The 11,507-nt window shown below is 72.6% G+C and carries 11 protein-coding genes; 4 read left to right on the top strand and 7 right to left on the bottom strand.

What is annotated here, in order from left to right; all coding sequences use genetic code 11:
* Positions 1-36: 36 nt before the first annotated feature.
* Both V6U82_RS08315 and V6U82_RS08310 read right to left on the bottom strand, forming a co-directional pair.
* Positions 37-1,089, bottom strand: a complete 1,053-nt coding sequence (locus tag V6U82_RS08315; RefSeq protein ID WP_334460206.1) for a sensor histidine kinase — start codon at positions 1,087-1,089, stop codon at positions 37-39.
* Positions 1,086-1,751 (bottom strand): response regulator transcription factor, encoded by a 666-nt coding sequence (locus tag V6U82_RS08310; RefSeq protein WP_128136703.1) that lies wholly within the window; start codon positions 1,749-1,751, stop codon positions 1,086-1,088. Before V6U82_RS08310 ends, V6U82_RS08315 begins: the two co-directional genes overlap by 4 nt.
* Before the next feature lie 237 nt (positions 1,752-1,988).
* Here V6U82_RS08310 and V6U82_RS08305 point away from each other — a divergent pair, with 237 nt between their 5' ends.
* The 4 genes from V6U82_RS08305 (at position 1,989) to V6U82_RS08290 (ending at position 5,713) form a co-directional block, all read left to right on the top strand.
* Positions 1,989-3,269 (top strand): transcriptional regulator, encoded by a 1,281-nt coding sequence (locus V6U82_RS08305; protein ID WP_334460205.1) that lies wholly within the window; start codon positions 1,989-1,991, stop codon positions 3,267-3,269.
* 40 nt (positions 3,270-3,309) lie between these two features.
* Positions 3,310-4,815 carry an aldehyde dehydrogenase gene (gene adh / locus V6U82_RS08300; protein WP_334460204.1) on the top strand — a complete coding sequence of 502 codons (1,506 nt, stop codon included), beginning with the start codon at positions 3,310-3,312 and terminating at the stop codon, positions 4,813-4,815.
* Complete coding sequence (locus tag V6U82_RS08295; protein WP_128139092.1) at positions 4,815-5,162, top strand: DUF779 domain-containing protein; 348 nt, start codon at positions 4,815-4,817, stop codon at positions 5,160-5,162. Before adh ends, V6U82_RS08295 begins: the two co-directional genes overlap by 1 nt.
* 101 nt (positions 5,163-5,263) lie before the next feature.
* The gene (locus V6U82_RS08290; RefSeq protein ID WP_334460203.1) at positions 5,264-5,713 is read left to right on the top strand and encodes a hypothetical protein; all 450 of its coding nucleotides are present in this window, start codon (positions 5,264-5,266) and stop codon (positions 5,711-5,713) included.
* 213 nt (positions 5,714-5,926) lie between these two features.
* On the opposite strand, the gene V6U82_RS08285 is transcribed toward V6U82_RS08290, so the two are convergent.
* The 5 genes from V6U82_RS08285 to V6U82_RS08265 all read right to left on the bottom strand — a co-directional run bounded on the left by V6U82_RS08285 (position 5,927) and on the right by V6U82_RS08265 (position 11,449).
* The gene (locus V6U82_RS08285; protein ID WP_334460201.1) at positions 5,927-6,775 is read right to left on the bottom strand and encodes a DUF559 domain-containing protein; all 849 of its coding nucleotides are present in this window, start codon (positions 6,773-6,775) and stop codon (positions 5,927-5,929) included.
* A 219-nt stretch (positions 6,776-6,994) separates the two neighbouring features.
* Positions 6,995-8,008, bottom strand: a complete 1,014-nt coding sequence (gene speB / locus V6U82_RS08280) for an agmatinase (protein ID WP_334460200.1) — start codon at positions 8,006-8,008, stop codon at positions 6,995-6,997.
* A complete protein-coding gene (locus V6U82_RS08275) occupies positions 8,005-9,207 on the bottom strand; it encodes a saccharopine dehydrogenase family protein (protein WP_334460198.1) in 1,203 nt (400 codons plus the stop codon). The genes speB and V6U82_RS08275 overlap by 4 nt, the downstream gene beginning before the upstream one ends.
* Positions 9,207-10,628: an NAD(P)/FAD-dependent oxidoreductase gene (locus V6U82_RS08270; protein WP_334460196.1), complete on the bottom strand. Its 1,422-nt coding sequence runs from the start codon at positions 10,626-10,628 to the stop codon at positions 9,207-9,209. Before V6U82_RS08270 ends, V6U82_RS08275 begins: the two co-directional genes overlap by 1 nt.
* Entirely contained in the window at positions 10,625-11,449 is an 825-nt protein-coding gene (locus V6U82_RS08265) for an ABC transporter permease (RefSeq protein WP_334460193.1), read from the bottom strand. Before V6U82_RS08265 ends, V6U82_RS08270 begins: the two co-directional genes overlap by 4 nt.
* Positions 11,450-11,507 lie beyond the last annotated feature (58 nt).

The raw sequence follows: 11,507 nt of genomic DNA, 5'->3' as shown, positions 1-11,507 counted from the left end.
GCCGCGACGCGGCTCCCGGAGGTCGTGTGTGAGGTGTCAGCCCACGGGGGGCAGGTGGACGTCGACCCGCAGGCCGCCGTCCTCACCCGGACGGGCGGCGATGATGCCGCCGTGCGCCTGGGTGATGGAGCGGGCGATGGCCAGGCCGAGCCCGGCGCCGCCGCCCTGGTTGGTGCGGTCCCGGGCGAGGCGCCGGAACGGCTCGAACAGCCCGTCGACCGCCTCGGCGGGGACGCTCTGCCCGCTGTTGGTGACCGTCAGCGCGGGGTCGCCGCCGACGGTGACGACGAGCCGGCCGCCCTCGCGGTTGTACTTGACGCCGTTCTCCACCAGGTTCGTGACCAGGCGTTCCAGCAGCACCCGCTCGCCGGTCACGATCCGGGGCGACAGCCGGCTCTCCACGGTCACGCCGGCCTCGGCGGCCCGGTCGGCGTACGCGGCCAGCACGCCGGTGACGATCTGTTCGAGGCGTTGCGGGGTGGAGGACCGCAGGCCCTGGTCGCTCTCGCTGAGCGCGAGCAGCCCTTCGATGAGCCGCTCGTTGCGTTCGTTGGTGGCGAGCAGTTGCGCGGTCAGCAGGTCCAGTTGCTCGCCGGTGAGCGACTGGGCCATGCCGACCTCGATCAGGGTGCGCTGCACCGCGAGCGGCGTCCGCAGTTCGTGCGAGGCGTTCGCGGCGAACCGCCGCTGCCCCTCGTACCCGGCGGTGACCCGGTCCAGCATGTCGTCGATCGCGCGGCTGAGCCCGGCCAGTTCGTCCCGGCCGCCGCGGCGGATCCGGTAGCCGAGGTTCTGCGGCCCCAGGTTCGCGATCGGGGCGGCCAGGTCGTGCACCGGGCGCAGGCACCAGCGGGCCGCGCCCCACACGGCGAATCCGGCGGCCACCAGCACCAGCAACTGGGTCAGCAGCGGCAGCAGCGGCACGAACGGACGGCCCGGCTCGCACACCGCGCCGATCGTGGCCAGGCCGCAGAACCACTGGGCCTGCCCCCACACCAGTTCGAGCAGCGACTTGACCATGTTGGGCACGAAGAACCCGGCGATCAGGGCGAGCACCCCGACCAGCAGGATGCGGCGGCGGGGGCTCACTCCGGCTCGCCGATCCGGTAGCCGGCCTTCGGCACGGTGTGGATGACCGACGGCTGGCCGAGCTTCTTGCGCAGTGTCATCACCGTCACCCGGACCGCGTTGGTGAACGGGTCCGCGAACTCGTCCCACGCCTGTTCCAGCAGTTCCTCGGCGCTCACCACCCGGCCGCCGGCCCGCATCAGCACGTGCAGCACGCCGAACTCCTTCGGGCTCAGCCCGAGCGGGCGGCCGTCCCGGGTCGCGGTGTGCCGGGCGACGTCGAGCACCACGCCGTGCCGCTCCAGCACCGGCGGCAGGGCGGGGGTGGACCGGCGGCCCAGCGCCTGCACCCGCGCCACCAGCTCGGCGAACGCGAACGGCTTGGTCAGGTAGTCGTCGGCGCCCAGCCCGAGGCCGGCGACCCGGTCCCGAATGCCGGCGGCGGCGGTGAGCAGCAGCACGCGGGTGCCCGCGTCGGACCCGGCCAGGCTCCGGCACACCTCGTCGCCGGTGGCGCCGGGCATGTCCCGGTCCAGCACCGCCACGTCGTACCGGTTGACCCCGATCCGTTCCAGCGCGCCGTCGCCGTCGTAGCAGACGTCCACAGCCATGGAGAACCGTCGCAACCCCTCGGCAACCGTGTCCGCCAGGAGCCGCTCGTCGTCCGCCACCAGCACCCGCACCCTCGCGCTCCCCCGTGTCTTCCCTCGTCGTCCGGCACACCTTCGCAGGCCGGAGTTAAGGGTTCCGTAAGCGTCCGCAGCAGCCATCCTCCACGCGGGCCGGGCTGCGACAACCGGCGTAGAGCCGTCTGGGCCGTTCGTCCGTTCCTCGGGCGGCGCGAGCACCGCTGAAGTGACCCGGATCATGCATTGGCGCTCGGGGGTGAGGTGGGTCACGATGGGTGGAAGGAGGCGCTGGTGGCTGACCCGTGGCTCGCCCTGGAGTTCGGCGCGGATCCGGCGGAGCGGATCGCGCAGGTCGGTGCCGCCCACGAGGCGTTCCTCACCAGGGGCGCCACCGGCGGCGTCCGGGACGTGGTGGCCCGTTCCTGGGAGCGGTCCGCGCTGCTCGACCCGGAGGCCACCGCACCGGTCGACCTCACCGACGACGCGCTGGAGACCTACCGCGCCGCGCACCCGCTGGCCCGGGTGATGCCGCTGTTCCGCGACCTGCTCGGTGGCATCGCGCAGGACGGCGCGCACCTGATGGCGGTCTGCGACGCCGCCGGGCGGCTGCTCTGGGTGGAGGGCCACCCCGGGGTGCTGCGGCACGCCGAACGGATGAACTTCGTACCGGGCGCCCGCTGGGACGAGGCGCACGCCGGCACGAACGCCCCCGGCACCGCCCTCGCCGTCGACCACGGCGTGCAGATCTTCGCCACCGAGCACTTCGTCCGGCCGGTACAGCGCTGGACCTGCGCCGCCGCGCCGATCCACGACCCGGTCAGCGGCGCGCTGCTCGGCGCCGTCGACATCACCGGCGGGGACCACCTGGCCAATCCGCAGAGCCTGGCACTGGTCCGGGCCACCGCCCGGGCCGCCGAGGCGTTCCTGGCCGGTGCCGCGCCCGCCGCGCCCGACGTGGCGTACGTGTCGGCGCTCGGGCGCGACGAGGCGGAGCTGCGCGTCGGCGGCCGGCGCATCCGGCTCGGTCGCCGGCACAGCGAGCTGCTGGTGCTGCTCGTCGACCATCCCGAGGGACGCACCGGGGAACAGCTCGGCCTCGACCTCTACGGCGACGACAGGCGGCACCCGGTCACGCTGCGCGCCGAACTGTCCCGGCTGCGCCGCGTGCTCGGCGAGGAACTGCTCGACTCCCGCCCGTACCGGCTGCGGCCGACCGTGCGCGCCGACTTCCGTACCGTCACCGAACTGCTCGAACGTGGCGATCCGGCGGCGGCGCTGCGCGCGTACCCCGGGCCCCTGCTGCCCGGGTCGGACGCGCCGGGAGTGGCGCGACTGCGCCGCCTGGTGGACGGCCAGCTGCGCGCCGCGGTGCTGGCCGGCGCGGACCCGGGGCTGCTCGCGGCCTGGACCGCGACGGCGGCCGGGGCCGACGACCTCGCCGCGTGGCAGGCCCTGGCGCGAGCGCTGCCGCCGGGCGCGCCCCGCCGGCCGCTCGCCGTCGCGCGGGCCCGCCAGCTCGCCGAGGAGTACGCGCTGCCGCGCGCAACGTTCCTGCAACGTCCCGGAAACTAGCCTGCCCGCCATCCACCCCAGACGGACGGCGGAGGTACCCATGACGCGCTACGACGCCCCCACCCACTGGCAGTCCCGCTACGACCACTACATCGGCGGCGAGTACGTGAAGCCGCACGGTGGCAAGTACTTCGAGAACCTCACCCCGGTGACCGGGCAGACCTTCTGCGAGGTGGCCCGGGGCACCGCCGAGGACGTGGAGAAGGCGCTCGACGCGGCGCACGGCGCGGCCGACGCGTGGGGCCGCACGTCGGTCGCCGAGCGGTCGCTGATCCTCAACCGGATCGCCGACCGCATGCAGGACAACCTGGAGTCCCTGGCGATCGCCGAGACGTGGGAGAACGGCAAGCCGGTACGCGAGACGCTCGCCGCCGACATCCCGCTCGCGATCGACCACTTCCGCTACTTCGCCGGGGCGATCCGGGCGCAGGAGGGCTCGCTCGGCGAACTCGACGACGACACCGTCGCCTACCACTTCCACGAGCCGCTGGGTGTGGTCGGGCAGATCATCCCGTGGAACTTCCCGATCCTCATGGCGGTGTGGAAGCTCGCCCCGGCGCTCGCCGCCGGCAACGCGGTGGTGCTCAAGCCGGCCGAGCAGACGCCCGCCTCGATCCACTACCTGCTCTCGCTGATCGGCGACCTGCTGCCACCGGGCGTGGTGAACGTGGTGAACGGCTTCGGCGTCGAGGCGGGCAAGCCGCTCGCGTCCTCGTCGCGGGTGGCGAAGGTGGCGTTCACCGGCGAGACCACCACCGGGCGGCTGATCATGCAGTACGCCAGTGAGAACATCAAGCCGGTCACGCTGGAACTGGGCGGCAAGAGCCCGAACATCTTCTTCGACGACGTCAGCGCCGCCTCCGACGACTTCCTGGACAAGGCCCTGGAAGGCTTCACCATGTTCGCGCTCAACCAGGGCGAGGTGTGCACCTGCCCGTCCCGGGCGCTCATCCAGCAGGGCCACTACTCGGACTTCCTCGCCGCCGCCGTCGAGCGGACGAAGGCGGTCAAGCAGGGGCACCCGCTGGACACCGACACGATGGTCGGCGCGCAGGCGTCGAACGACCAGCTCGAGAAGATCCTGTCCTACCTGGACATCGGCCGGCAGGAGGGCGCTCGCGTCCTCACCGGCGGTGAGCGGTCGGACCTCGGCGGCGAGCTGTCCGGCGGCTACTACGTTCAGCCGACGATCTTCGAGGGCGACAACTCGATGCGGATCTTCCAGGAGGAGATCTTCGGCCCGGTGGTGTCGGTGACGTCCTTCGCCGACCTGGACGACGCCGTGAAGATCGCCAACGACACGCTGTACGGCCTCGGCGCGGGCGTGTGGACCCGCGACCTGAACACCGCGTACCGGGCCGGGCGGGCCATCCAGGCCGGCCGGGTGTGGACGAACTGCTACCACGCCTACCCGGCGCACGCTGCGTTTGGCGGCTACAAGCAGTCCGGCATCGGCCGGGAGAACCACAAGATGATGCTGGAGCACTACCAGCAGACCAAGAACCTGCTGGTCAGCTACTCACCGAAGAAGCTGGGCTTCTTCTGATGGGTGACCCGGTGACCCTGACCCCCGCGGCGGCCGACCTGATCCGGTCGCTGCGGGGGCAGCACGGCCCGCTGATGTTCCACCAGTCCGGCGGCTGCTGCGACGGCAGCGCCCCGATGTGCTACCCGGCCGGCGAGTTCCGCACCGGAGGCTCGGACGTGCTGCTCGCCTCGCTCACGGTCGACGGGGTACCCGAGCCGGTGGAGTTCTGGATGTCGAAGGCCCAGTGGGAGCTGTGGCGGCACACCCGGCTCACCGTCGACGTGGTGCCCGGCCGGGGCAGCGGCTTCTCCCTGGAGGCCCCGGAGGGCGTGCGCTTCCTCATCCGCTCCCACCTGAACCGCTGATCTGTCCGAGATCTTGCAGCTCGCGGGAGTCGCGGCGGTGGGATGCTGACGCCGTCCAGTTCGGAGTCCGCGTCCCACCACCGCCCGACAGGAGACCGCGCATGAACCCGGTCCGACAACCAGTGCTCGCCGCCGGCCTCACCGCCCTGGCCACCGCCGCCACGCTCGGGCTCGCGCCGGGCGCCGCCGTCGCCGCCCCGGCGGCCTCTCCCCGCATCTCCGTCAACTGGTTCGGCGCGGCCGACGTACGGGCGCACACCGCCACCGTCGGCGGCCGGTTCGACTGCGGCGCCGAGCGCGGCCTCGCGTACATCGAGGTGCACCTGGAGCAGCGGGTACGACGCGGCTCGGTCACCGGCTTCGGGTTCGGCGTGATCGGCGCCTGCACCGACGAGCGCACCGCCGGCACCTGGACCGCGACCATCCCCGCCGACCAGGGCAGATTCCGCCCCGGCCCGGCCACGACGATCGCCCGCCTGGTGATCGAGCCCAACTCCCTCACCGAAACCACCGAACGCGTACGCCTGCGCCCCCACTGCGCCCGCCCCTGACCCCACCCCCACCGCCCCCTCGCGCCCTCGCGCCCTCGCGCCCTCGCGCCCTCGCGCCCTCGATCTTGCACTTGGTGCCCCTTGGTTGCCAGATCTGTCCCTTTTGCGGGGTAGGCAAGTGCAAGATCGACGTGACGACGGGGTCGGCGGGGTTGGCGGGGTTGGCGGGGTTGGCGGGGTCCGCGGGGTTGGCGAGGGCGGAGGCAGCGCGGGTCAGGGGGTCAGGGCGGCTCGGAGGGTGGCGAGGATGTGGGACGGGCGTCGGTAGAGGTCGCGGTCGGTGAAGTAGCGCATCCGCCAACCGTTGGCGTCCAGCCAGTTGATCCGGTCGCGGTCGTACCGCATGTGCTCCGGGTCCAGGTGGGACAGACCGTCGTACTCCACGCCCACCCGCCGTTCCCGGTAACCCAGGTCGATGCGGAAGCGGGGCATGCCGTACCGGTCGTGAATCCACATCTGTGGTTCGGGCGCCGGGAGCCCGCCGTCGAGCAGCAACAGCCGCAGCTGGCTCTCCTGCCGGCACTCGGAGCGGCCGTCGGCTCGCGGCACGAGATCGCGCGCCTGCCGGACGCCCCGCAGGGCCCGGTGCAGGGGCAACTCCGCCGCGAGGTCGTCGACCGTCACGGCACCCGAGCGGAGTGCGGCGTCGAGCACGGGGAGGGCATCCATCCGGCGTACGCCTCGGGCAAGGTCGATCGCGCACTGCGTGGCGGGCACGCACGGCAGGCCACCCACGACCACCGGCCGGACCGGCAGGACGGAGTGATGGACGACGAGACCCGGTAGGCGGGGCTTGGCGACGTCCGGCGGCAACTGCACGTGCACCGCGGATTCCCGAAGGACGCCGAATCCGTGGCGGCGGGCCGCGCTCTGCATCGCCAGCATCGCGTTGCCGGGCAGACACAGCAGCAGGGCTCGCAGTTCGTCCTCGTCATCGCACGGTGTCGACGCGTAGACACCGCGCCGCACGCGGATCAGCTCCTCGCGCCCGACTTGGGTGCGTACTCGCTTCACGGTGAGCACCCGCATCAGCTCCCGGGTCCGCCACAGCTGCGTCGACATCCCCGAACCATGCCGCCCCGCCCACGCCCGACCCTCACGCCACTTCCCTCACCTGTGGACAACCCCAGGCATGTGCAAACCCCCCACCCTCCCGTCCCCTTGTGCTAGGCCCTTCCCTCGCCTAGCGCGATCTTGCAGTTAGCGCCCTCTCACCGGGGGATATGACCAGAATGCCGGGGCCGGAAGTGCAAGATCAACGGGGAGGGCGGGGGTGGCGGGTCAGCGGTCGTCCAGGAGCGGCTGGGTGGGGTTCCATGGGGTTCCGGCTCTGGCGTCGTGGCGGCGGCGGGCTATCGCGGACAATGCCTCCAGCACCACCCGGTTGCCCAGGTACGCGGTGATGTCGCCGTGGTCGTACGGCGGCGCGACCTCGACCACGTCCAGCCCCACCACCGGCAGCTCGTAGCAGACCCGGCGGACCGCGTCGAGCAGTTGCCGGGAGGTGAGCCCGCCCGGCTCGGGCGTGCCGGTACCGGGTGCCATGCCCGGGTCGACCACGTCCACGTCGACGGAGAGGAACACGCCCTCGCACTCGTCGGTCGCGATGCCGAACGCCTCGGTCAGGCAGGTGTCCAGCCCGCGCGCCACGATCTCGGTCATCTCGTACGAGCGCATCCGCTGTTCCGCCATCCACGCCAGCGTGTCCGGGCCGGGCCAGTAGCCGCGCAGCCCGATCTGGAGGAAGCGGTCGCCGCGTACCGCACCGGACTCGATGAGCCGCCGCATCGGCTGGCCGTGGCCGTGCAGCGAGCCGAACTCGACGTCCCCGGTGTCGGCGTGCGCGTCGAAGTGCACCAGCGACACCCGGCCGAGCCCGTGGTGCCGGGCCACCCCGGTGGCGTCGGGCAGCGCGATGGAGTGGTCGCCGCCGAGCACCACCGGGATCGCCCCGGCCGAGGCGACGGCGTGCACGGCGGTCTCCAGCGCGGCGAGTGAGCGCTCGATGTCGCCGCCGAACATCTCCACGTCCCCGGCGTCGTAGACGCACAGATCCTTCAGCGCGTCCACGCGCAGCGCCAGCGACGGCCGCGAGCCGTCGTGCGGCAGGTAGCAGGCCTGCCGGATGGCGGACGGCCCGAACCGGGTGCCGGGCCGGTGCGAGGTGCCGCCGTCGAAGGGCGCCCCGATGATCACCACGTCCGCGTCGGTGTACGTGACCGGCTCCTCGACGGTGCACGGCGGCACGCCGAGGAACGTGATGTCGGGACCGTACATCGGGCCGTACCGGGTCATCGTTCCTCCATCCCCCACGGCGAACCGTAGCCGGTGAGCAGGTCCAGGAAGGGGGTCGGCGGGAACGCCTCCGGCCCGAGCACGCCCGCACCGGACCACGCGCCGGTGGCGAGCAGTTCCAGCGCGACGACCGGGTTCACGGCGGTCTGCCAGACGACCGCCTGGTGGCCGTACTCGGCCATGGACCACTCGTTGTCGACCACGTGGTAGAGGTAGACGCGGCGGGGCCGCCCGTCCGGCCCGGTGCCGGTGACGTACGTGCCGGCGCAGGTCTTGCCGCTCATCCGGTCGCCCAGCGTGGCCGGGTCGGGCAACGCGGCGGCCACCAGGTCGCGCGGCGACACGTCGACGCCGCGCACCCGCACCGGCTGGGTCGAGTCCAGTCCGAGCTTGTGCAGCGTGCGCAGCACCTCGATGAACTCGGTGCCGAGCCCGTACTTGAAGGTGACCCGCTTCGCCGGCACCCAGCGCGGGATGAGCAGCACCTCCTCGTGCTCGACGTTGACGCACTCGACCGGGCCGATCCCGGCCGGGAAGTCGAAGACCTCCGGCTCACTGAACGGTTCGGTGGTGAACCAGCCGCGCCCGGCCTCCCAGATCACCGGCGGGTTGAGGCACTCCTCGATGGTGGTCCAGATGGAGAACGACGGCGCGAAGTCGTATCCGGCGACTGTGAGGTTCGCGCCGTCGCGTACCCCGATCTCGTCGATCTCGGCGAACAGTTCGTCGGCGGCGTAGCGGGCGAAGACGTCGGACAGTCCCGGTTCGACGCCGATGCCGCACAGCGCGAGCCGCCCGGCTGCGGCCCACCGGTGCGCGACGGCGAACTGCTCGTCGCCGAGCTTGACCCCGGTCGCGGCGTAGGGGCGCTCGGGGTGCGGCCGGGACAGCGACATCGCCATGTCCAGGTAGTCGGCCCCGGCGGCGAACGCGCCGTTGAAGATCGGCATGACGAAGCGCGGGTCGACCGCGTTCAGCACGTGGGTGATGCGGTGTTCCCGGCACAGCGCGGCCACCGCGTCGGCGGAGGAGGCGCCCACTGTGGCGGCGACGAACCGGTCGCCGTGCCCGGCGACGGCACGCGCGGCACGCGCCGGGTCGTGGTCGGCGACCACCATGACCTCGAAGAAGGAACGACGGGCGGCGATGGATACGGCGGCGGAGCCGACGCCACCGGCGCCGACGAGGAGGATACGCATCAGGAGTCGAACCCCAGTCCAAGACGGTCGAGAGTACGGAGCCAGAGGTTGCGCCGTCCGTCGCGCGCGTCGGCGCGGGCGAGCGACCAGCGGGTGAGGTTGATGCCCACGGACCGGGCCGGTTCCGGCGGGAACGGCAGCGGCTTGCGGCGCACCAGGTCGAGCCGGGTCAGCGGGGTGTCCGCGCCGGAGAGCAGGTCGAGCGTGACGCGGGCGCCGAACCGGGTCGCGCCGACGCCGAGCCCGGTGAACCCGGCCGCGTACGCCAGGCGTCCTTCGTAGGCCGTGCCGAAGAACGCGCAGAACCGGGTGCAGGTGTCGATGACGCCACCCCAGCGGTGACTGAACCGCACATCGGCGAGCTGCGGGAACGTGGAGAAGAAGTGGGACGCCAGCGTGGTGAAGGTGGCCTCGCGCCGCTCCAGCGCGGGCGCCATCCGGTTGCCGTAGTGGTAGATCGCGTCGTAGCCGCCGAACAGGATCCGGTTGTCGGCGGTGAGCCGGTAGTAGTGGAACTGGTTGCCGGTGTCGGCGAGCCCCTGCCGGTGCCGCCACCCGATCGCGTCGCGCTGCGCCCCGGTCAGCGGCTCGGTCATCAGCGCGTAGTCGTACACCGGCACGACCCAGGAGCGCAGCCGGCGCAGCAGCGACGGGAACGCGTTCGTGGCCAGCACGACCTGCCGCGCCCGCACCGCGCCGGGCGCCGCGTCCGCACCGCCCGCCGTGGTGGCCCGCAGCCCGGCGCCGTCGCGGGCCAGGCCGGTGACGCGGGTGTGCTCGTGCACGCGTACGCCCAGGCCGAGCGCCGCCCGACGCAGTCCCCAGGCGAGCTTCGCAGGGTCGAGCAGGGCAACCCGGTCGCGGTCCCACATCCCGCCCAGGTACGTCGGCGACGCCACCTCGGCGCGTACCTCGTCGCGGTCGAGCAGCCGCACGTCGTGGCCGTACCGGCGGGCCAGCTCGGCGTCGGCGGCGAGCCCGTCGAGCTGGTACGGCTCGACCGCCACCGCCAGTTCCCCGGTGCGTTCGAGGTCGCAGTCGATGTCGTACTTCGCCACCGTGGCGGCGATGGCGTCCAGGTTCTCCCGGCCCAGCCGTTCCAGCTCGCCGATCTCGCCGGGGAACCGTTCGACGCCGTTGGCGAGCCCGTGGGTGAGCGACGCGGCGCAGAACCCGCCGTTGCGCCCGGACGCCGCCCAGCCGCACGTGCCCGCGTCGACGAGCAGGACGTCGCGGTCCGGGTCGGCCTCCTTTGCGAGCAGCGCGGTCCACAGCCCGGCGTACCCGCCGCCGACCACGAGCAGGTCGGCGGTGTGCGACCCGGCCAGCGGCGGCAGCGGGTCGGGGCGTGCCGGGCGGTCCAGCCAGTACGACACGGGCGCGGCGTCGGCCAGCGCCCGGCCGGTATGCGGGAGTGTCATGGCTTGCCCGCAGGTGTGGCGACCACCGCGAGGGCGGCCCGTCGCGCCCGCCGCCCGCGCAGCGAGGTGGCCCCGACCAGCAGCAAGGCGATCACGAACATGGCCGTGCCGATCACGTTGACCTGCGGCGGGATGCCCCGCTGGGAGGCGCCCCAGACGTACATGGGGAACGTGACAGTGGTGCCGGCGTTGAAGTTCGTGATGATGAAGTCGTCGAAGCTGAGCGAGAACGCCAGCAGCGAGGCGGCCACGATGCCGGGTAGCACCAGCGGCAGCGTGATCCGGCGGAACGTCTGCCACTCGCTGGCGTACAGGTCCATCGCGGCCTCCTCCAGCCGCCGGTCCATGCCGGCGAGCCGGGCCTTCACGGTGACCACGACGAACGACACGCAGAACATGACGTGCGCGATGACGATGGTCCAGAAGCCCTGCGGCACCCCGGCGGCGACGAAGAGGGCGAGCAGCGAGGTGCCCATCACCAGTTCCGGGGTGGCCATCGGCAGGAAGATCAGCCCGTTGAGCCCGGACCGGCCGCGGAAGCTGTGCCGGACCAGCGCGAACGCCATCAGCGTGCCGAGGAGCGTGGAGACGACTGTGGCGATGAGGCCGATCTGCATGCTGCGCACGACGGCGTCGCACATGTCCGAGGTGGCGCAGGGCTGCTTCCAGTTGTCGAGCGTGAACTCGTTGAAGTCGTAGGAGAGCCGGCTGGAGGGCCGGTTGAAGGACAGACCGGCGACCACCATGATCGGCAGGGTCAGGTAGCCGAGGACCAGCAGGGCCACGCCCATCACCCACCGGTCGGCGAGCCAGCGCCGCATCAGAGCCTGCCTCCATTCGCGACTGCGGGGCTCCGCTTCGCTGCGCTCCTCGCGCTCA

This window comes from Micromonospora sp. CPCC 205554 (assembly GCF_036902745.1).
Classification (GTDB): Bacteria; Actinomycetota; Actinomycetes; order Mycobacteriales; family Micromonosporaceae; genus Micromonospora; species Micromonospora tulbaghiae.
The sequence above is the reverse complement of the archived record's forward strand: the minus strand, read 5'-3'. Positions and strand labels throughout refer to the sequence as shown.